Origin of the sequence: Kribbella sp. NBC_00889 (assembly GCF_045207705.1) — a bacterium.
Lineage (GTDB): Bacteria > Actinomycetota > Actinomycetes > Propionibacteriales > Kribbellaceae > Kribbella.
The window spans coordinates 4,900,881-4,920,261 of sequence record NZ_CP108783.1; the positions used below are offsets into that span (position 1 = coordinate 4,900,881).

A 19,381-nucleotide genomic window follows, 5' to 3' on the forward strand; every position below is an offset into this window, starting at 1 on the left:
ACCGGAAGTACTCGATGAGCGTCGAATCCCTGTTCCCGCGCCTGGAGGCGCTGCTGCCCAGCGTGCAGAAGCCGATCCAGTACGTCGGAGGCGAGCTGAACTCGGTCAGCAAGGACTGGGACTCGGTCAGCGTCCGGTGGGCCCTGATGTACCCGGACGCCTACGAGGTCGGCCTGCCCAACCAGGGCGTCCAGATCCTCTACGAGGTGCTGAACGAGCGCGACCACATCCTGGCCGAGCGGACGTACTCCGTCTGGCCGGACATGGAGCAGGTGATGCGGGACAACGCGATCCCGCAGTTCACCCTCGACAGCCACCGGCCGGTCCGGGCCTTCGACGTCTTCGGGCTGTCGTTCTCCACCGAGCTCGGCTACACCAACATGCTGACCGCGCTCGACCTGGCCGGGATCCCGCTGAACGCCGCGGACCGGACCGACGAGGACCCGATCGTGCTGGCCGGCGGGCACGCCGCGTTCAACCCGGAGCCGATCGCGGACTTCATCGACGCCGCCGTACTCGGTGACGGCGAGGAGATCGTGCTGGCGATCTCGGACGTGGTCCGGGAGTGGAAGGACGAGGGCAGCCCGGGCGGGCGCGACGAGGTGCTGATGCGCCTGGCCGCCTCCGGTGGCGTCTACATCCCGAAGTTCTTCACGGTCGAGTACCTCGCCGACGGCCGGATCAAGCGCGTCGCGCCGAACCGTCCGGGCGTCCCGTGGCGGACGGCCAAGCACACCGTGATGGACCTGGACGCCTGGCCGTACCCGAAGAAGCCGCTGGTCCCGCTGGCCGAGACCGTGCACGAGCGGTACTCGGTGGAGATCTTCCGCGGCTGCACCCGCGGCTGCCGGTTCTGCCAGGCGGGCATGATCACCCGGCCGGTGCGTGAGCGCAGCATCACCACGATCGGGGACATGGTCGAGAACGGGCTGAAGCAGTCCGGGTTCGAGGAGGTCGGGCTGCTCAGCCTGTCCTCGGCCGACCACAGCGAGATCGCCGACGTGGCCAAGGGCCTCGGCGACCGGTACGAGGGCAGCAACGTCTCGCTGTCGTTGCCTTCGACAAGGGTCGACGCGTTCAACATCACGCTGGCCAACGAGTTCTCCCGCAACGGCCGGCGCAGCGGCCTGACGTTCGCCCCCGAAGGCGGGTCGGACCGGATGCGCAAGGTGATCAACAAGATGGTCACCGAGGAGGACCTGATCCGCACCGTGGCGGCGGCGTACGGGCACGGCTGGCGGCAGGTGAAGCTGTACTTCATGTGCGGCCTGCCGACCGAGACCGACGAGGACGTGCTGGCGATCGCCGACCTGGCCAAGAAGGTGATCGCGACCGGTCGCGAGGTGTCCGGCCGGCGCGACATCCGGTGCACGGTGTCGATCGGCGGGTTCGTGCCGAAGCCGCACACGCCGTTCCAATGGGCCTCGCAGCTAGGCGCCGAGGAGACCGACGCGCGGCTGTCCAAGCTGGCCGCCGCGATCCGCTCCGACAAGGGCTACGCCAAGGCGATCGGCTTCCGGTATCACGACGGCAAGCCCGGCATCATCGAGGGTCTGCTGTCCCGCGGCGACCGCCGGGTCGGCCGCATCATCGAGCAGGTCTGGCGCGACGGCGGCCGGTTCGACGGTTGGAGCGAGCACTTCTCCTACGACCGCTGGGTCGAGTCCGCCGACAAGGCGCTGGCCGGCGAGCCGGTCGACCTCGCCTGGTACACCACCCGCGAGCGCGAGTACGCCGAAGTCCTGCCCTGGGACCACCTGGACTCGGGCCTGGACCGCGACTGGCTGTGGGAGGACTGGCAGGACTCGCTCGAGGAGGACGGCGCGATCGAGGTCGAGGACTGCCGCTGGACCCCCTGCTTCGACTGCGGCGTCTGCCCCCAGATGGGCACCGAAATCCAGGTCGGCCCAACCGGCAAGAAGCTCCTACCGCTCTCGGTGCTCTAGTGTCCTGCTAGCGGCATGATCGTCGTACGGCGGTGATGCTCGAAGACGACCGAACTGCGGATGTCGGCGATCTCCTGGCGCTTGGCCAGAGCGAGGACGAGGTCACGCAGTGCCTGGGTGTCCTTGACGGCGACGTGAGCAAGGAAGTCGGAGCCGCCGGAGACCATGAACATCGCCAGGGTCTCGGGCAACTGGTTCACGTAGTCCTGGAAGGTGGTGGCGACGGCCATTGCCTGTGGGCGGAGCTTGATCGAGATGATCGCCTGGGTGGAGCGGTCGATGGCCTTCAGGTCGACCTCGGCGTGGTAGCCGGTGATCACGCCGCGGTCGCGCAGGCTGCGGATCCGCTCCAGGCAGGTGGACGGGGCGATGCCGAGCTCGGCGGCCATGTCGCGGTTGGTCCGGCGGGCATCGTTCTGCAGCATCCGCAGGAGCGCCGTATCAAGTTCGTCCATGACAGGCAGTTTCGCAGGTCTGCCGAACGACGTTCGGAACCGATCGCGAACAGCCGCGCACGAAGCTAGGTTTGCCGCCGTGCTGACGAACAAGATGGTCGTGGTCATCGCGGCCGAGGCGCCGATCGGCGTCGCCCTGAACACCGCTGCCCTGCTCGGCGTCGGACTCGGCCACCACCACGATCAGGTGGTCGGCCCGGACACCGAGGATGCCGCCGGCAACCCGCACACAGGCATGTGCGCCTACCCGATCCCGGTACTGCGGGCCTCCGCCGATCAACTGCACGACCTCCGGACCGCGGCGGCCGCGCGGGACGACGTCACCGTGCACGACATGCACCAGATCGCCCAGCGGGCGCGGACCTACGAGCAGATGTCCAGCACGGTCAGCGGCACCAAGCCCGACGACGTCGAATACCTCGGCCTCGCCCTCTTCGGCCCCCGCCAAACCGTCGACTCACTCACCGGTGCCCTGGCGTTGTACCGCTGACGACCTTGAGCACCGAGCAACCACTAACGACCCGCCGATGTGGTCGACCCGCGCACAAGGTCGCATCCTGCGGTCGCGTCCGTAGTGTGGGGGCATGCGACTCAACTACGAGGTGACGGGTCCCGACGACGCGCCGGTGGTCCTGCTGGGATCGTCGCTCGGGGCGACGCAGGCGATGTGGGCGCCGCAGCTCGAGGTCCTGGCGCAGCGGTTCCGGGTGGTGACCTTCGACCACCGCGGCCACGGCGGGTCCGACGTACCGCTCGGGCCGTACACGATCGACGACCTCGGCGGTGACGTGGTCGAGCTGCTCAACACGCTCCTCGTGGAGCAGGCGTCGTACGTCGGTATCTCGCTCGGCGGCGCGGTGGGGCTGTGGCTGGCCCAGAACGCGCCGGACCGGTTCAACCGCTTCGCGCTGATCTGCCCGCCGGCCAACCCGGCCGAGAACAAGCAGATGTGGGCCGACCGCGCGGCTCAGGTCCGTGCCGAAGGCACCCAGGCGATCGCCGACGCGACGCTCAGCCGCTGGTTCCTGCCGGAGTTCACCGCGACTGCTCCGGTCCGCCAGATGCTGCTCGACAGTCCTGACGAGGGCTACGCCGCCTGCTGCGAGGCACTCGGCAGCACCAACCTGGTCCCCGGCCTGTCGGACATCACCGCGCCGGTGCTCCTCGTCACCGCCGAGTCGGACACCTCGATCCCGCCGGAGACCGTCGTACCCCTGGCCGGTCAGATCCCCGGCGCGCACCTCGAAATCATCCAGAACGCGGCCCACCTGGTGACCTACTCCCACCCCGAGGTCATCAATCCGCTGCTGCTGACGCACCTGACCTGACGCCTGGGCTCGTCGCCGAGCCCAGGCGCCGGTGGATTCAGTTGCAGTAGTACGCCGGGTTGGGCGATGTCTCGGTCTGGTCCTGCCAATGGGCGACACCGACGTAGTAGCCGCAGCCGGTGCCCTCGTCGAACCAGGCGCCTCCGCCGGAGTACGCGTACGTCTCGGCGACCGTGGTGAACGGTCCGGACGCGCTCGGGCCCTTCTGCAACTCGACCCTGACCTCAGTGACGCTGGTCGAACAACCCTCCAGGCCGACGGCGACGTACAGCATCAGCGCGCTGTAGCCGACGCTCGGCGCGGTCACCAGGTCGCAGGCCTGCGCCCCAGTGGTCGATGCTTGGGCCGGCGTCCCGGCCATCAGACCCGCCACAACCGCCCCCGACATCACGGCAGCACCAAGAAGCTTCCGCATCTGCGTTCCCTCCGGTTGGAAATTTACAGAGGGTCAGCAGACTAGGTCACTCGGTTACCGAGGTCGACCCTTTCGACGCCGCTGAAAGAAGCAGCTCACTGAGCAGGAGTTGGTCAGCGCTGGTCAGAACGAGGTCCGCAGCCGAGACCGCGGCCGGCGTGACGTACGGGTTGGGGATGGCGACCGCGAACATGCCGGCCAGCTGCGCCGCCGCGACACCATGCGCGGTGTCCTCGACCGCGATCGCTTCCGCCCCCGGTACGCCGAGGCGCCGCAGGGCCAGCTCGTAGATCGCCGGATCGGGCTTGTGGGTGCTGACCTCGTCTCCGGTGACGATCAGGTCGAAGAGGTCGATCGCTCCGACCCGCTCCAGATGACCGCGCACCCACGGGCTCGGTGAGCTGCTGGCGATCCCGACCTGCAGGCCGAACTCGCGCGCCGTCGTCACCCAGTCGAGGATCCCCGGCCGGAAGTCGAGCTCGGAGTGCATCCGCTCGCGATGCGCCATCCGCCGGGCGTGGCTGGCCTCCCGGTCGAAGCCGGCGCCGACGGCCGCGGCGAGCAGCGCGTACCGGGTCTCGGAGGTGTCGCCACCGTGGCCCGGCCAGAAGTCCTCGAGATCCAGCTCGAGCCCGTGGTGCGCCCATTCGGCCTGCCAGCTCTGCACCGACGTGGACTCGGTGTCCATCAGCAGACCGTCGAAGTCGAACACCACGGCGCGCACGCCGACCGGCACGAGGCGCGCCGCCAGGCGGTGAATCTGCAGCTGGCTCAACCCGAGGCCGGAGAGGTACGCACGGATCCCGCCGAGGCGGGAGTCAAGGTGGTCGAGTGATCCGAGGATGGTCTCCGGCCTGGTCCGCGACCGCTCAGGACCGTCCTGCAGGCCCAGCATGACCTCACTGATGGCGTAGTCCTCGGCGATCACGTCGCGAGGTACGCCGACCAGCTCGAGCAGCAGCGCGGCGAGCTGTCCGGTGCGATCCTTGCCCGCCTGGCAGTGCACGACCACCGGTCGGTCCGCCGGGGCATCCGCGACCGCCCGGAAGATCTTGCCGATGTGGGCGGAGTTGCGACTCAGGCCGTTGGAGTAGACATCGACGAGCCGCGACTCGGCGGCCGGATTCCGCGATTCATCGGCGACCGGGTCGATCCAGGGGATCCGCCGGTACGCCGGGGTGCCGTCGAGCGGATGTGGTCTCGTCAGCTCGCGGTCGCTGCGCACGTCGAGGACCAAGCCGGCTCCGACCGAGACCAACGCGCTCCGGCCCGCGGAGTCCAGGTCGTCGGGTGACTCCGACCGGAACACTGCCCGCTCGCGAGTCGCTACGCCGTACCTCGTCGGAAGTCCACCTAAGTCACGCGCGTTCGGGCTCCACACGGGCGTCAGTTTAGGACAACGCCTCCTAGGGACTCGAAGTCGTGCCAGGTGCCGTCGAACGCCTTGTGGTGCAGGGCGGAGTCCATGCCGACCGCGAAGACGTCCAGCCGGCCCGGGCCCCATGAGACCACCGAACCGGCTGGTCTTGGCCGGGCGAGCGTGGTCGCGGGTTCGAGCCAACCGGCCAGGGCGGCGATGTTCATGCGGAGGATCTCGGCCGCCAACGACCAGTTCAGGAAGTTGAGCGTGTCGTTCGCCGAGTGGATGTGGCCGTTCGCGCTGTCCGCGCCCTCGATCGACAACACCGCCGGGATCCCGGCGTCGATGAAAGGCACGTGATCGCTGGCGAACGGGTTGAGCGACGTCTCGACCTTCAGCCCGGTATACGTCGCTGCCGCCGTCGCCAGGTCCGCGATCTGGCTCGACGAAACCGGAGCGCCTTCGAGCAGGACTGTCGGCACGACCGTGTTCTTGCTCGCGATCATGTCCATGTTGAGGACGGCCCGGATCCGGGCTCGTTCGGCCGGCGGCAGCGCGGCGACGTACTGCTTGCTGCCGAACAGCCCCTCCTCCTCACCGCCGAACAGGATCAGCCGTACGTCGTGCCGCCAGGACTGGGTCGACAGCAACCGGCCGAGTTCGAGCACGCCCGCGGAACCACTCCCGTTGTCGTCCGCACCGGGTGCGGTGGCGGCCGGCCCGCCGGCGATGTTGATCGAGTCGAGGTGTGCCGTGATCAGGACCAGGCCACCACCGCCGGTGCCGGGCCGGTCGCCGATCAGGTTCTGCGAGTGTCCGGCGCCGACCGTGATCTGGGTCCGGGTCACTCCGTAGCCGAGGGCAACCATTTTGGCGGCGGCGAAGTCCACCGCGGCGGTGAACGACGTACTCAGCGAGTGCCGCGTCGGCAGACTCGCCAGCCAGGTCAGATCGTCCTGGTACGACGCCGGTGACAGTTGCGCGACCAGGTCCACGATCGATGGATCCACCCTCGCCGCAGCCGGCGTCGGATTGTCGACAACCGTCGTACCGGCGCGGAGTGGTTCGATCCGCCAGCAGTTGTTGGAGCGGCGGCGCGGTCTGTCGGCCGACGAGATCACCAGGTGCCGGCCGTGGTCGAGCAACGGCGCGACGTCCGGGTAGTCGTCCTGGAAACTCCGGCCCACCTGGGTGACGAGGAGCAGGCCGGGTGCGGTCCGGGAGGCCCGGCCGAGGCGTTGGCCGGCCGGAACCCAGAGGAGAGTCTTGTCGCCGAACCGGGCCGAGTGCGCGCCATCGGCGGCATCGACGGTCGGTACGACGAGATAACGCACGGGTGCAGTGGTCATGTCAGTCCTGCCAGATGATCTCGAGACGATCGGGCTCGGCCGCGATGATCCGGGCGGTCCCGCCGGCGGAGCGGGTGATCAGTCCGTCGGCGCTCCAGTGCCCGCCCGGTCTGGGCTCGGGCGCGTCGCCGCGGCCGAACGCGTACTCCACCATCGTGCCGTCCGGCCGGAACTCCACCCCCCGCCGGCCGCGGGCCGGCGGGAAGGCGAAGTCGTCCCGGCGGTAGACGCTGATCCCGTCGTGGTCCTCCTCGAACGAGTGCGTCCACCGCCCCTTGCTGTGTCCGGTCAGCGCAGCACCGCCTGTTCGATGGTTGCCCCTGGCATCGTTCCGGACGGCGGCATCGACTCGGGCACGGTCGAAGGGACCGTCACCCGGAAGTCGCTGATCACGCCGCCGAGCGGCTCGTAGCTGGTGACGCCCGGTCCCCAGTTCGAGCCGTCCCACCACTTGTGGTACAGCTGCTTGTCGGTGCCGGTGACGAACACGTCGAGCCGGTTCGGGGCCCACGAGACGACGCGCGGCTCGTCGGTGCAGAGGCCGCCCATGTACTCGTACCCGGTGACCGACGGTCCCCAGGCGGACCCGTCCCACCACTTGTGGTACAGCGCGGAGTCCGTACCGAGCACGAACACGTCCAGCCGGTTCGCGTCCCACGAGACCACGGTCGGGGCCGTCATACAGACGCCGCCCATGTACTCCCAGCCCGACCAGGCCGAGCCGTCCCACCACTTGTGGTACAGCGCGGAATCGGTGCTGATGACGAACATGTCGAGGCGGTTCTCGCCCCAGGCGACGACCCGCGGCGGTGAAGCGCAGACACCACCGAGGTACTCGTAGCTGGTGGCCGACGGTCCCCAGTTCGAGCCGTCCCACCACTTGTGGTAGACCGCGTTGTCGGTGCCGAGCACGAACACGTCCAGCCGATCGCTGCCCCAGGCAACGACTTCGGGCGGGCTCATGCAGACGCCGCCGAGGTACTCGTAATCGGTGACACTCGGTCCCCAGTTCGAGCCGTCCCACCACTTGTGGTAGAGCGCGCGGTCGGTGCCGAGGACGAAGGCATCCAGCCGGTTCGGCCCCCAGGTCGCCAACCGCGGCGGGCTCATGCAGACGCCGCCGAGGTACTCGTAACCGGTGACACTCGGTCCCCAGTTCGAGCCGTCCCACCACTTGTGGTAGAGCGCGTGATCGGTACTGAGGACGAACGCGTCCAGCCGGTCCGGGCTCCAGGACGCGACTTCAGGAGCACTCATGCAGACACCACCCATGTATTCGTAACCGGCGACGGACGGTCCCCAGGACGATCCGTCCCACCACTTGTGATACATCGCCAGATCGGTGCCGAGCACGAACGCGTCCAGCCGGTTCGCGCCCCACGACACCACCGAGCCGGCGGGTTCCGGCGTACCGGAGGCGCCGGCATAGACCGGCAGGTTCGTCCGGACGGTGTCGAGGCAGGCTTCCATCCGGGTGGCCTGGTCGTTGGTGAACATGACCATGCCGCGGTCGTCGGTGTAGTCCATGTAGTCGTAGAACAGATCCCCGTTCGGACCGTTGCTGCACGTCACGTGCGGGAACGTCGGTACGCCGAAGTTCGGGCCGGCCGCGTTCGGGGTGTCAGCGCACTCGTCGCTGCCGCTGCAGCCACTGCCGTCGTCGCCCCAGATGTGGAACAGGTTCAGGTAGTGCCCGACCTCGTGGGTCGTGGTCCGGCCCAGGTCGAACGGTGCGGCAGCCGTACCGTTGGTGCCGAACCCGCTGTGCAGGATGACCACGCCGTCGGTGTTCGCCGGGCCGCCCGGGAACTGGGCGTACCCGAGCAGGCCGCCGCCGAGCTGGCACACCCAGATGTTCAGGTACCGGTCCGTCGGCCACGGGTCGATGCCGCCGGTCGACGACTTCTTCACCTTGTCGTCGGTGCCGAAGGACGCCGTACTCGTCTGGGTCCGGGTGACACCGGTGGTCGGGTTGCCGTTCGGGTCCACGGTGGCGAGGTAGAACTCGATCCGGGAGTCCGCGATCAGGCCGGTGAACGCGGCCGGAACGATGCCGATGTCGGAGTTCGTCGCCCGGAAGTCCCGGTTCAGTACGTCGATCTGGCTGTCGACCTGGGCTTGCGAAATGTTCTGCGCGGCGGTGTTCCAGACCACGTGCACCACGCACGGGATCCGCGCTATACCGGTGAAACGCTGCGGACCGGCGACGTACAGCGACGTCGCGTTCTCGATCGCCGACCGGGCGGCGGCGTACTCGGGTGAGGTCGACAGCAGCCGCCGGTGCACGTCCATCACACCGCACTGCCGTCGCGTCGGGGATTCGGTCCGCCCGTCCGTGCCGCTCATACCTGCACCACCGGCTGAACCGCCACCACTCATGCCCGCGCCACCGGGTGCACCGGTGCCACCGCTCATGCCCACTCCACCGGCCTGGCCGCCGCCGCTCATACCGGCACCGCCCGCCGATCCGCCACTGCCCATACCTCCGGCTCCCGCCGAACCCGGCGCAGAGTCCATACCCGTCATCGGCATTCCGCTCGCCGGCTGGCCGTTGGCACCTTGACCGGCCGCCGCGTCACCCGGCATCCGGTAGTCGTCGTCGCGGTGCTTGCCCGCTCGACCGTTGGCCTTCCTCGGCATCTCTCCCCCTTCCAACGGGGGCGCACGAGCAGGTCGGGACCGCACACGATCCCGGACCGAGAAGGTCTTCCCCCAGCCCGCCCTCCGATCGAAGGCGGTCTGTCCCGCCTTCCCCCACCGAACAGTCGGCCCCCAAGTCTCTGTTCTGGATTCACCTTGCTCCCCTCACCGCCCGCGCACAAGCCTTCGCCCGCCGGGTAGTGAACTCCACCGGAAACCCAGCGCTTGTTGGAGAATTGCTTGAAGCCTCAAGAGGGGAACACCATGCGCCGAGAGCTGTCCATCCCATTCGACGTCCGGGGTCACCGCGGCCTGATCTCGGTCCGCATCGTGCCCAACGACGACCCGTGGGCGTCGGGCCATCAACTCGTCGTGCCGGACCTGAATGCCGAGGCGTTCCGCGGCTTTCCTTTGTGTACGGCGAGTCTGCGATACCACGGCTCCGGCATCAAAGCGATCATGGGCTGGATCCAGCTGATCACCCGGGACTTCGACGGCGACATCTCGGTCGACCGCGCCCCGAACCTCAACCCGGCCGATCCGTTCTACGCCTACGGCTACCTGCCGACGTTCTTCGATGCCCCGGCCAATCCGGACCACCCGGACGGCACGTGGCGCGCCGACACGTTCCTCGTTGTCGTGCCCGACGTGATCCACTCGCGCACCGTCGCCCCGGTCGCCGCGTTCACGTGGGGCTATCGGCTCGAATCCGGTCGCCCGACGCTGCTCGACGTCACTCCACTCGCTTCGGCGAGGTGGTCAGGCCATCGATCCGTCCTGGAGGCCGCCCACCCGACCTGGACCTTCGGCTGAGTGCGCCGTCCGGTCCTGCAAGTCAGCCGGCATTCAGGTCCGCCGGCCTCTCGGGTCCGCCGGCCTCTCGGGTCCGCCGGCCTCTCAGGTCAGCCGGCCTTGAGGACCTGCTGGGCTTTGGTGACGGCGGCTTCGGTGGCGGCCTCGAACTCCAAGCCCTGTCCGGCCAGCACGCCGACCGAGACGATGACGTCCTTCACGCCGGTGATCGCGGCCGTGTACTCCAAGCCGCGCTTCGGGCCGCTCGTGCCGGTCAGGCGGAATGCGAACGGGCCGGTGCCGGCCTTCGGCGCGGAGATCTCCTCGACCTTCATCGACGTGCTGCTCTCGCCCTCGACCTTGAGCGAGACCTTCGAGCAGGACGAGACCGCGTCCTCGTAGGTCTCGCGCAGGTCCGCGACCTTCGCCGCCGTACCCATCGAGTCCAGGCCGAAGTCGATGTACGGACCCTCCTGGCCGCCGGAGAACGAGCGGGTGACGCTCGTCTTCGCACCAGGCGCCTCGGTGGCGTTGAGGTACTTCACCAGCGTCTTGCACTTGCTCGTCGGCGACGAGAACGGCTTCGAGGTGTCCTCGGGGTCTTCCTTCTCCTGCGAGAACCCGGTCGGCAGGTCGCTCAGCGCGAGCAGGGCTCTGGTGAGCTCAGCGGACGAGCGGGTGACCGGACCGGTCGGTTTCCCACTCGGTGCCGAGGGAGTCACGCTCGGTGCCGGTGTGGTCCCGGCGGGAGTCGAGGATGCTGCTGCGTTCTTCTTGTCGTCTCCACCGCAGGCGGTGAGCGACAGGCTGAGGGCAGCGGCGAGGGCAAGCGGGAGCGACACGAACCTGGTCATGGACCTTCCAAACCCTGTCAGAACCGTGGGCCCGAGCGCGCCCACCGGTGGCCGAGCAGGCAGCAGCGTACCTGACGCGTCAGCCCGGTCGGTGCCGTGTCAGGTCGTGTCTGGGTAGGTCGTGTCTGGGCAGGTCGATCAGAACCGGTGCGAGCGGAGGTGGATGTTCTCCAGCAGCCCGACCGCGAGCAGGCCGGCGAACATCGACGATCCGCCGTAGGAGACGAACGGCAGCGGCAGACCCGTGACCGGCATGATCCCGAGCGTCATCCCGATGTTCTCGAACGCCTGGAACGCGAACCAGCAGACGATGCCGGTCGCCACCAGCCGGCCGAACGCGTCCCGCGCGTTGATCGCGATCCGCAGCCCGCGGAACAGCACCAGCGCGAACAGCGCGATGATCGCACCGGCCCCGATCAGGCCGAGCTCCTCCCCCGCCACGGTGAAGACGAAGTCGGTGTGCTGTTCGGGCACGAACGCGTTCTGGGTCTGGCTGCCGTGGAACAGCCCTTGGCCGAAGATCCCGCCGTTGCCGATCGCGATCCGGGCCTGGTTGACGTTGTAGCCGATGCCCTGCGGATCCTGCGACGGGTCCGCGAACGCGACGAACCGGGCCAGCTGGTAGTCCTTCAGCACCTGCAGCTTGATCGCCACCGAGGCCACCACGACGCCCGCGGTGATCAGCCCGAGCATCCAGCGCTTCGGTACGCCGGACACCGCGATGATCCCGAACACGATCGCCCCCAGCACCATCACCGTGCCGAGGTCGGGCTGCAGCATCACCAGGATCACGGGTATGCAGGCGACCGCGATCGCCTGCGCGACGTCGATGGTCCGGGCGGTGTCGTTGTGGTCGGTCTCGCCCTTCTCCGCGATCAGCAGAGCCATTCCGACGATCACCGCGAGCTTGGCGAACTCGCTCGGCTGGATCGACATCCAGGGCAGCTGGATCCACGAGCGCGAGCCGTTGATCACCGCGCCGACCCCGGGCACCAGGACCAGGATCAGCCCGACGATCGAGGCGGCGTACAGGACCGGAGCGAGGATGCGGACTCGGCGATGGTCGGTGACAGCGGCGCCGACCGCAAGCACCAGGCCGATGGCGAAGTTCAGCGCGTGACGGGCGAGGAACGCGTACTGGTTGCCGTCGGTGAGCGAGGTACGGGCGTGCGTCGCGGACCAGATCAGTACGGCGCCGATCGCCGACAGCGCGACGACACCGAGGACAAGGATCCAGTCCACCTGCCACACCGTCGACCGGCGGTCCATCCGCGGCCGGGTCCGGATCGGGCTCAGCAGTGCCATGTCGAGGCCCTCACTGTCCCGGGGTCTGCTGGCCGGCCGGCGGGGCGGGCTTGATGTTGTAGAGGGTCTCGTAGATCTTGCGGACCGCGTCACCACCGGCGCCCGAACCGGTACCGGCCTGGCTCAGCATCATCACCACGGCATACCGATCCGTGTACGACGCCAGCCACGAGGTCGTCTGCTTGCCGTAGACCTCAGCCGTACCGGTCTTGGCCCGGACCGGGATCTGGTCGACCGGGAACCCGTTGAACTTCCAGGCCGCCGTACCGGACTTGACCGTCTCCTGGAGGGCCTTGTCGATGTAGCGCAGGGTCGACGACGGCACCGGCAGCTTCGCCTTCACCGTGGGCTTGATCTCGTGCTTCTTGCCGTTCGCACCGATCCACGACTGCACCACCCGCGGCTCGTACAGCGTGCCGCCGTTGGACAGCGCCGCGTAGACCGAGGCCAGCTGCAGTGGCGTGAGGGTGGTGTCGCCCTGGCCGATGGCGAAGTTCACCGCGTCACCGGCACGGTACTTGTAGCCGTCGACGCAGAACTCGCGGGAGAACTGCTTCAGGAACGCCGACGTCCCGGCCGGCGGGTTCTGCGCCAGCTTGCAGTAGTAGTCCTTCTGCGAGTCGTAGTACTCCTTCTTCCACTTGCGGTCGGCGATCCGGCCGCTGACCTCACCGGGCAGGTCGACGCCGGTCGGCGTACCGAGGCCGAACTTCTTCGCCATCTCCACCAGCGGGTCGTGGGTGTTCACGTCGGTGGAGTTGCCGCCCTCCTTCAGCCAGAGCGCATAGGCGATCCGGTAGAAGAACGTGTCGCAGGACAGCGCGAGCGCCTGGTCGAAGCCGATCATCCCGTACGACGCGGACTCGTAGTTCTTGAACCGGCGGTTGCCGACCTCGAAGTACGAGGAGCAGTCGAGCCGGGTCTTCGGGCTGTACCCGGCGCCCATCGCGGCGGCGGTGGTGATCGGCTTGAACGTCGACCCCGGTGCGAGCTGACCCTGCAGGGCGCGGGAGACCAGCGGGGTGCCGGACTTCGTCGAGTACAGCGCGTCCAGCTCGCGCTGGGTGATGCCGCCGACCCAGACACCCGGGTCGTAGGTCGGGTAGCTGGCCATCGCGACGACCCGGCCGGTCTTGGTGTCCAGCACGACCGCGGCACCGGAGTCGGCGACGTACTTGCGCTTGGTGACCGGGTCGGTCTGCTTACGCGCGGTCATGATCGCGCTCTTGAGCTGGGTCTCGACAGAGGCCTGGATCCGCGCGTCGATGCTGGTCACCAGCGTGGCGCCCGGGACCGGCGCGGTCTGCTTCTGGATGCCGGTCGTGTACCCGACCGCGTCGACGATGACGTCCTTGACGCCAGGGGTGCCGCGCAGGAGATTGTCGTAGGTGCGCTCGACGCCGGCCCGGCCGACGAGGTCCGACCGGTGCGGGACCGAGTCCTGACCGGCCTTGTCCAGAGCCTCCAGCTCCTCGGTGGTGATCGGCGACAGGTATCCGAGGAGGTGGGCCGCGTTCACCTTGTACGGCTCGGGGTACGCGCGCAGGGTCTGCGACTCGGCGGCGACACCGGGGAAGTCCTCGCGGCGCTCCATCACCTCGATCGCGACCTGCTCGCTGACGTCCTTCGCCACCGGGATCGGCTGGTACGGCGTGCCGTTCCAGCAGGCGGGTGGTTTCGACGCGCCAGGCTCACCGCAGAGCATCGTGCGCGCCTTGAGGTCCTTCGGCTTCTGGCGGAGCACCTTCGCCAGGCGGGCGAGCACCGCGTTCTGCTGGCTGTCCGGCAGCTTCGCCAGCACCGACCGGTCGACCGTGATCACCAGCGAGACGCGGTTGCCGACCAGAGTGCGGCCGGCGGCGTCCACGATGGTGCCGCGCGGCGCCGGCACCAGGACCTGACGGGTGTGGTTCTGCGTGGCGGCCTGGGTGTAGTCGTCGTTGGACATCACCTGCATGTACCAGAGCCGGGCGAACAACGTGCACAGCAAGGAGAAGACCAGAACGCCGATCACGAACAACCGCAACCGGGCCTTCAGCGGTGCCTCGAAGCCGTCGAAGCTCATGGCAGGACCCGGCGGCGCTCGCGGGCGGGGAGCACGCGGCCCAGGATCCACATGACCAGGGGGATGACGACGATGGCGCCGACGACGTCGTACCCGGCGGCGATGCCGAGGCGGACACCGAACTCGCCCCAGTCGACCGACGGATCGTGCAGCAGCGAGCCGGTCGCGCAGTAGATGAACAGCGACACGGCAGTGCCCAGCACCACGGTCAGCGCGACCCCCAGCGGACCGACCGGGCCGGTCGACGTCTCGCGACGGATCAGACCGGCCAGGTACCCGGCGATCGCGAGCGCCAGCGCCCACCGCCCGGCGGTGTGATCGGCGGGAGGTACGACGTCGAGCAGCAGACCACCGGCGAACCCGGCGATCGCTCCCCACTCCGGCCCGCGGGACAGAGCGAGCGCGATCACCACGATCAGCACGAGGTCGCAGGTCACGCCGGCGACCGCGATGTTCGTCAGCACAGAGGTCTGCACGGTGACGGCCACCATCAGGAACAGGGCGGCCAACCCGATGCGCAGTGCGATCACGTCAGTTCACCTTCCCTTCTGTGGTCGACACCTTCGGCGAAGGCGTTGGTTTGAGCTGGGCGCGCGGCGGCCGGGCCGGTGGTCCGGTCACCACGCCGACCGTGTCGATCCGGGTCGGATCGACATACGGCCTGATCGTCGCGGTGGACCCGAGGGCGCCCTCGGTCTCCGTCACCGAGGTGACGACGCCGATCGGCACCCCCGGCACGTACGGCGCGTTGTCGCTGGAGCCCCAGGTGACGATCTTGTCCCCCGCCTTGGGCCGCGCCTTCAGGTCGACGAGGTGGTAGTCGAGCAGGCCCGCGACGTCGCCGCGGCCGGAGACGAAGCCGAGCGCCATCGAGGCGTTCAGCCGGCCGCCCACGGTCGACTTCCGGTCGCCGATCAGCAGCACGGTCGCGGTCGCCTGGGTGGTCCGCACCACCCTGCCGACCAGACCGTTCCCGTTCAGCACGGTCATGTCGACGTGCACGCCATCCGCCGTACCGGCATCGATCGTGACCGTGTGGTTGAAGCTCTGGGCGCTGCCGATCCCGATCACCCGGGCAGGTGTCATGGTGAACGCGGGCGCGAGCTTGAGCAGTTTGTCCAGCTCGGCGGCCCGGTTGCGGGCGTAGTCGGAGGAGTTCAGGTCCTGGGTGAGCGACTCGTTGTCCTTTTTCAGTTTTTCGTTCTCGTCCCTCAACCTATCCATTTCGGCGAATCGCTCGCGGAGGTTGTCCACAGGCTGCCGGGCCGAGCTGGCGGTCGACTCGAGCGGACCGAACACGCCTGCCGCGGCCTCCCGCAACGGCTCCACCGGGGAACCGGCCGAGCGCCGGGCATCGAGCACCATCAGCGTGAAGCAGGCCAGGATGACCAGGACCAGTACGGTCCGGCGCCGGCGGATCTCCCGCGGCATACCGGCCGAACGGACCAGGCCCCTGGCGGGGGTGCCGAGGTCTTTGAGCATGGGTCAGCGTCCCTCGGGCGTCAGCGCCGGTTGTCGGTGACCAGGATGCGGTTCAGGGTCTCGATGTTGTCGACGCACTTGCCGGCGCCGAGCACGACGGCGTCCAATGGGTTCTCGGCGACGTGGATCGGGATGCCGGTCTCGTGCCGCAGCCGCTCGTCCATCCCCTTCAGCAGCGCACCGCCGCCGGTCAGCACGATGCCGCGGTCGACGATGTCGCCGGCCAGCTCCGGCGGGGTCTTGTCCAGGGTGGCCTTCACCGCGTCGACGATCGCGGTGATCGGCTCCTCGATCGCCTGCCGGATGTTCGAGGACGAGACCTTCACGGTCCGCGGCAGGCCGGAGACCATGTCCCGGCCGCGGATCTCGCTGTCCGGACCGTCGGTGGTCGGGAACGCCGATCCGATCGTCATCTTGATCTGCTCGGAGGTGGCCTCGCCGAGCAGCAGCGAGTACTCCTTCTTGCAGTAGTTCACGACCGCCTTGTCGATGGCATCGCCGGCGACCCGGATCGACTGGCTGGTGACGATGCCGCCGAACGAGATGACCGCGACCTCCGTCGTACCGCCGCCGATGTCGACGACCATGTTGCCGGTGGCGTCGCGGACCTCGAGGTTGGAGCCGAGCGCGGCCGCCATCGGCTCCTCGATGATGTAGACCTTGCGGGCTCCGGCCATGTACCCGGCGTCGCGGACCGCGCGCTGCTCGACCGCTGTGATCCCGGACGGCACGCAGACCACGATCCGCGGCTTCGCGAAGTACCGGCGCCGGTGCACCCGCTGGATGAAGTACCGCAGCATCTGTTCGGCGGCGTCGAAGTCGGCGATGACGCCGTCCTTGAGCGGCCGGATCGCGGTGATGTTGCCGGGGGTCCGGCCGATCATCTTCTTCGCCTCGTGCCCGAATGCGACCGCCTCGCGCGGTTCGTCGGTCCTGGTCGCCACCACCGATGGCTCGTTCAGCACCACGCCGCGTCCGCGGACGTAGACCAGAGTGTTCGCCGTACCCAAATCGACCGCCATGTCGCGGCCGAGCATGCTGTTCGCCACCGCGGCACCTCCCACTCGGTCCCCGATCAGGCTAAGCGCCGCCCGCGCTCACCCCATGGACCGACACGTTCCGTCCGCCCAGGCACGTATCGTATCCATTCCTGCACAAGCAGTCGGCAGCGGCCTCCGCCCCTGCCTCCAGTGTCACTCAGGGTAGGTCGGGGAACCAGATCTTGATCTCGCGCTCGGCCGATTCGGGCGAATCCGAGCCGTGGACGAGGTTCTCGCGGTTGGAGAGTGAGAAGTCGCCGCGGATGGTGCCGGGGGCGGCCTTGCGGCCGTCGGTGGCGCCGTTCAGGAGGCGGACGACCTCGACCGCCTCGTCACCCTCGAGGACCAGGGCGACCAGCGGGCCACTGGTGACGAAGTCTCGCAGGGGCGGGTAGAAGTCGCGCTCGACGTGCTCGGCGTAGTGCTGGTCCGCCTGCTCGCCGTCGATCGTGCGCTGGTCCATCGCGACGATCCGGAGCCCCTTGGCCTCGAACCGGCCGAGGATCTCGCCCACCAGGCCACGGCGAACCGTGTCGGGCTTCAGCAGGACCAGGGTGCGCTGCGACATCTGTCAACTCTCTCTCGAAGTAGTTCGGGCCGCTGAGCCTAGCCGTTTTACCCCTGCTGCGCCTGCTGGGCTTTCGCTTCGTCGATCCGGCGGCCGAGCACGAACGCCGCCACCCAGAAGCCCGCGAACGCCAGTCCGAGCACGAACATCACCGGTACGACGAAGCCGAGGCCGATTGCGCCGACCTGGACCACCGAGCCGAGGATGTAGCCCACCTGGTGGCGCAGCAGCCCGGCCGCGACGATCGCGAGGACGGCCAGCCCCAGACAGACGGACAGGGCCACCGCGGGCCGGACGTCGGCGACGGAGATCATCACCGGCGTGGCCAGCGCCAGCACCAGCGACTCGAAGCCGAGCACGATCGAGGCGAGGGACCTCATTGGTCGGCCTGCTTCGGCTTGCGGACCAGCAGAGTGCGCGCCTCGCCCGCGGTGATGACAGACCCGGTGATCAGTACGCCGCCCGTCCCCATGGCGATCGCGTTCTCCTCGGCCAGCCGGATCGCGTCGTCGATCGCGTCGATCAGGTGCGGCCGGACCAGCACCCGGTCCTCACCGAACACCTCGATCGCCAACTCACCCAGTTCCTCGGCCGGCATCGAGCGCTCGACGAAGCTGTTCCGGGTGCACACGACCGTCTCCATGATCGGTTCGTACGCCTCCAGCAGGCCGTACACGTCCTTGTCCTTCATGCAGCCCAGTACGCCGATCAGCGGCTGGAACGCGAACGCCTCGGAGACGGTGGCCGCGGTCGCCTCGGCGCCGTGCGGGTTGTGCGCGGCGTCGACGATGATCGTCGGGCTGGTCCGGACGACCTCCATCCGGCCCGGGCTGGTGACCTGTGCGAAGCCGGCCTGCAGCAGTTCGGTGGTGACGCGGTCCTCGTGCTCCGGCCCGGCGCCGAGCAGCGCCTCGACGGCAGCGACCGCGGTGGCCGCGTTGTGCGCCTGGTACTCACCGTGCAGCGGGACGAAGATCTCCTCGTACTCACCGCCGAGTCCCTTGATCGAGATCACCTGCCCGCCGACCGCGAGCGAGCGGCTGGTGAGGCCGAACTCGATCCCCTCCCGGGCGACCTGCGAGCCGACCTCGGCGGCCTTGGTCAGCAGCACCTCGAAGACCTCCAGGCTCTGCTGCGACATCACCGTCGTACCGCCGGGCTTGATGATGCCGGCCTTGTCCCGGGCGATGGTGACCGGATCCGCGCCGAGGATGTGCGCGTGGTCGACCGCGACCGGGGTGATCACCGAGACGGTCCCGTCGGCGACGTTGGTCGAGTCCCAGGTGCCACCCAGGCCGACCTCGATCACGGCCACGTCGACCGGGGCGTCGGCGAACACCGCGAACGCCATCGCGGTCATCACCTCGAAGAACGACAGCGGGTGCTCCTGCTCGGCGTCGACCACGTCCAGGTACGGCGCGATCTCGGCGTACGCCTCGGTGAAGCGCTCCTCGCTGATCGGCTCGCCGTCCAGGGTGATCCGCTCCCGGACGGACTCCAGGTGCGGGCTGGTGAACCGGCCGGTCCGCAGCCCCGCCTCGCGGAGCAGGGTGTCGATCACCCGCGCGGTGGAGGTCTTGCCGTTGGTCCCGGTCAGGTGCACGACGGGGTAGGACTTCTGCGGGTCGCCGAGCAGCTCGACGAGCCGCTGGACCCGGTCCAGCGTGGGCTCGATCTTGTGCTCCGGCCAGCGCTGCTGGAGCCGTGCCGACACATCGGCGTAGGTGAGGTCGCTCATCAGGAGACCGAGTCTAGTGAGCCCTGTGGATAAAGCGGTCGGAG

At 68.7% G+C, this 19,381-nt stretch carries 19 protein-coding genes; 4 read left to right on the forward strand and 15 right to left on the reverse strand.

Annotation, left to right across the window (positions count from 1 at the left end; genetic code table 11):
• The first annotated feature begins 14 nt into the window (after positions 1-14).
• The gene (locus OG817_RS23725) at positions 15-1,946 is read left to right on the forward strand and encodes a TIGR03960 family B12-binding radical SAM protein (protein WP_406046844.1); all 1,932 of its coding nucleotides are present in this window, start codon (positions 15-17) and stop codon (positions 1,944-1,946) included.
• Here OG817_RS23725 and OG817_RS23730 read toward each other — a convergent pair.
• Positions 1,943-2,401 (reverse strand): Lrp/AsnC family transcriptional regulator, encoded by a 459-nt coding sequence (locus tag OG817_RS23730; protein WP_406046845.1) that lies wholly within the window; start codon positions 2,399-2,401, stop codon positions 1,943-1,945. The two genes, OG817_RS23725 and OG817_RS23730, sit on opposite strands and share 4 nt — an antisense overlap.
• 79 nt (positions 2,402-2,480) lie before the next feature.
• Here OG817_RS23730 and OG817_RS23735 point away from each other — a divergent pair, with 79 nt between their 5' ends.
• Both OG817_RS23735 and OG817_RS23740 read left to right on the forward strand, forming a co-directional pair.
• Positions 2,481-2,891, forward strand: a complete 411-nt coding sequence (locus OG817_RS23735; RefSeq protein WP_406046846.1) for a DUF2000 domain-containing protein — start codon at positions 2,481-2,483, stop codon at positions 2,889-2,891.
• Between the two features lie 94 nt (positions 2,892-2,985).
• Positions 2,986-3,729: an alpha/beta fold hydrolase gene (locus OG817_RS23740; RefSeq protein WP_396394881.1), complete on the forward strand. Its 744-nt coding sequence runs from the start codon at positions 2,986-2,988 to the stop codon at positions 3,727-3,729.
• A gap of 37 nt (positions 3,730-3,766) precedes the next feature.
• On the opposite strand, the gene OG817_RS23745 is transcribed toward OG817_RS23740, so the two are convergent.
• The 5 genes from OG817_RS23745 to OG817_RS23765 all read right to left on the reverse strand — a co-directional run bounded on the left by OG817_RS23745 (position 3,767) and on the right by OG817_RS23765 (position 9,493).
• Positions 3,767-4,144: a hypothetical protein gene (locus tag OG817_RS23745; RefSeq protein WP_406046847.1), complete on the reverse strand. Its 378-nt coding sequence runs from the start codon at positions 4,142-4,144 to the stop codon at positions 3,767-3,769.
• 46 nt (positions 4,145-4,190) lie between these two features.
• On the reverse strand, positions 4,191-5,525 hold the full coding sequence (locus OG817_RS23750) for an HAD-IA family hydrolase (RefSeq protein WP_406046848.1): 1,335 nt from the start codon (positions 5,523-5,525) through the stop codon (positions 4,191-4,193).
• Positions 5,526-5,530: 5 nt separating this feature from the next.
• A complete protein-coding gene (locus tag OG817_RS23755) occupies positions 5,531-6,853 on the reverse strand; it encodes a M20/M25/M40 family metallo-hydrolase (protein WP_406046849.1) in 1,323 nt (440 codons plus the stop codon).
• 1 nt (position 6,854) lies between these two features.
• Entirely contained in the window at positions 6,855-7,031 is a 177-nt protein-coding gene (locus OG817_RS23760; RefSeq protein WP_406046850.1) for a hypothetical protein, read from the reverse strand.
• A gap of 110 nt (positions 7,032-7,141) precedes the next feature.
• The gene (locus OG817_RS23765) at positions 7,142-9,493 is read right to left on the reverse strand and encodes a M43 family zinc metalloprotease (RefSeq protein ID WP_406046851.1); all 2,352 of its coding nucleotides are present in this window, start codon (positions 9,491-9,493) and stop codon (positions 7,142-7,144) included.
• Positions 9,494-9,757: 264 nt separating this feature from the next.
• Here OG817_RS23765 and OG817_RS23770 point away from each other — a divergent pair, with 264 nt between their 5' ends.
• The gene (locus OG817_RS23770; RefSeq protein WP_396394888.1) at positions 9,758-10,306 is read left to right on the forward strand and encodes a hypothetical protein; all 549 of its coding nucleotides are present in this window, start codon (positions 9,758-9,760) and stop codon (positions 10,304-10,306) included.
• Between the two features lie 89 nt (positions 10,307-10,395).
• On the opposite strand, the gene OG817_RS23775 is transcribed toward OG817_RS23770, so the two are convergent.
• The 9 genes from OG817_RS23775 to OG817_RS23815 form a co-directional block, all read right to left on the reverse strand.
• On the reverse strand, positions 10,396-11,139 hold the full coding sequence (locus tag OG817_RS23775; RefSeq protein ID WP_406046852.1) for a hypothetical protein: 744 nt from the start codon (positions 11,137-11,139) through the stop codon (positions 10,396-10,398).
• Between the two features lie 138 nt (positions 11,140-11,277).
• Entirely contained in the window at positions 11,278-12,444 is a 1,167-nt protein-coding gene (rodA, locus tag OG817_RS23780) for a rod shape-determining protein RodA (RefSeq protein ID WP_406046853.1), read from the reverse strand.
• 10 nt (positions 12,445-12,454) lie between these two features.
• Positions 12,455-14,509, reverse strand: coding sequence for a penicillin-binding protein 2 (gene mrdA / locus OG817_RS23785; RefSeq protein ID WP_406046854.1), 2,055 nt, complete (start codon positions 14,507-14,509; stop codon positions 12,455-12,457).
• On the reverse strand, positions 14,506-15,039 hold the full coding sequence (gene mreD / locus OG817_RS23790; RefSeq protein ID WP_396394892.1) for a rod shape-determining protein MreD: 534 nt from the start codon (positions 15,037-15,039) through the stop codon (positions 14,506-14,508). The genes mrdA and mreD overlap by 4 nt, the downstream gene beginning before the upstream one ends.
• Before the next feature lies 1 nt (position 15,040).
• A complete protein-coding gene (gene mreC / locus OG817_RS23795; RefSeq protein WP_406046855.1) occupies positions 15,041-15,991 on the reverse strand; it encodes a rod shape-determining protein MreC in 951 nt (316 codons plus the stop codon).
• A gap of 20 nt (positions 15,992-16,011) precedes the next feature.
• Positions 16,012-17,028: a rod shape-determining protein gene (locus tag OG817_RS23800; protein ID WP_131352455.1), complete on the reverse strand. Its 1,017-nt coding sequence runs from the start codon at positions 17,026-17,028 to the stop codon at positions 16,012-16,014.
• A 160-nt stretch (positions 17,029-17,188) separates the two neighbouring features.
• Positions 17,189-17,599 carry a nucleoside-diphosphate kinase gene (gene ndk / locus OG817_RS23805; protein ID WP_360453807.1) on the reverse strand — a complete coding sequence of 137 codons (411 nt, stop codon included), beginning with the start codon at positions 17,597-17,599 and terminating at the stop codon, positions 17,189-17,191.
• 47 nt (positions 17,600-17,646) lie between these two features.
• Positions 17,647-17,979 carry a DUF4233 domain-containing protein gene (locus OG817_RS23810; RefSeq protein WP_396394894.1) on the reverse strand — a complete coding sequence of 111 codons (333 nt, stop codon included), beginning with the start codon at positions 17,977-17,979 and terminating at the stop codon, positions 17,647-17,649.
• Positions 17,976-19,337, reverse strand: a complete 1,362-nt coding sequence (locus OG817_RS23815) for a bifunctional folylpolyglutamate synthase/dihydrofolate synthase (protein ID WP_406046856.1) — start codon at positions 19,335-19,337, stop codon at positions 17,976-17,978. The genes OG817_RS23810 and OG817_RS23815 overlap by 4 nt, the downstream gene beginning before the upstream one ends.
• Positions 19,338-19,381: the final 44 nt, after the last annotated feature.

What these genes read in the sequence shown, in the direction of transcription:
- OG817_RS23725 (WP_406046844.1), top strand. Translation starts at nt 15, where the DNA reads ATGAGCGTCGAATCCCTGTTCCCGCGCCTGGAGGCGCTGCTGCCCAGC.
- OG817_RS23730 (WP_406046845.1), bottom strand. Translation starts at nt 2,401, where the DNA reads ATGGACGAACTTGATACGGCGCTCCTGCGGATGCTGCAGAACGATGCC.
- OG817_RS23740 (WP_396394881.1), top strand. Translation starts at nt 2,986, where the DNA reads ATGCGACTCAACTACGAGGTGACGGGTCCCGACGACGCGCCGGTGGTC.
- OG817_RS23745 (WP_406046847.1), bottom strand. Translation starts at nt 4,144, where the DNA reads ATGCGGAAGCTTCTTGGTGCTGCCGTGATGTCGGGGGCGGTTGTGGCG.
- OG817_RS23755 (WP_406046849.1), bottom strand. Translation starts at nt 6,853, where the DNA reads ATGACCACTGCACCCGTGCGTTATCTCGTCGTACCGACCGTCGATGCC.
- OG817_RS23765 (WP_406046851.1), bottom strand. Translation starts at nt 9,493, where the DNA reads ATGCCGAGGAAGGCCAACGGTCGAGCGGGCAAGCACCGCGACGACGAC.
- OG817_RS23770 (WP_396394888.1), top strand. Translation starts at nt 9,758, where the DNA reads ATGCGCCGAGAGCTGTCCATCCCATTCGACGTCCGGGGTCACCGCGGC.
- OG817_RS23775 (WP_406046852.1), bottom strand. Translation starts at nt 11,139, where the DNA reads ATGACCAGGTTCGTGTCGCTCCCGCTTGCCCTCGCCGCTGCCCTCAGC.
- rodA (WP_406046853.1), bottom strand. Translation starts at nt 12,444, where the DNA reads ATGGCACTGCTGAGCCCGATCCGGACCCGGCCGCGGATGGACCGCCGG.
- mrdA (WP_406046854.1), bottom strand. Translation starts at nt 14,509, where the DNA reads ATGAGCTTCGACGGCTTCGAGGCACCGCTGAAGGCCCGGTTGCGGTTG.
- mreC (WP_406046855.1), bottom strand. Translation starts at nt 15,991, where the DNA reads ATGCTCAAAGACCTCGGCACCCCCGCCAGGGGCCTGGTCCGTTCGGCC.
- OG817_RS23800 (WP_131352455.1), bottom strand. Translation starts at nt 17,028, where the DNA reads ATGCTCGGCCGCGACATGGCGGTCGATTTGGGTACGGCGAACACTCTG.
- ndk (WP_360453807.1), bottom strand. Translation starts at nt 17,599, where the DNA reads ATGTCGCAGCGCACCCTGGTCCTGCTGAAGCCCGACACGGTTCGCCGT.
- OG817_RS23810 (WP_396394894.1), bottom strand. Translation starts at nt 17,979, where the DNA reads ATGAGGTCCCTCGCCTCGATCGTGCTCGGCTTCGAGTCGCTGGTGCTG.
- OG817_RS23815 (WP_406046856.1), bottom strand. Translation starts at nt 19,337, where the DNA reads ATGAGCGACCTCACCTACGCCGATGTGTCGGCACGGCTCCAGCAGCGC.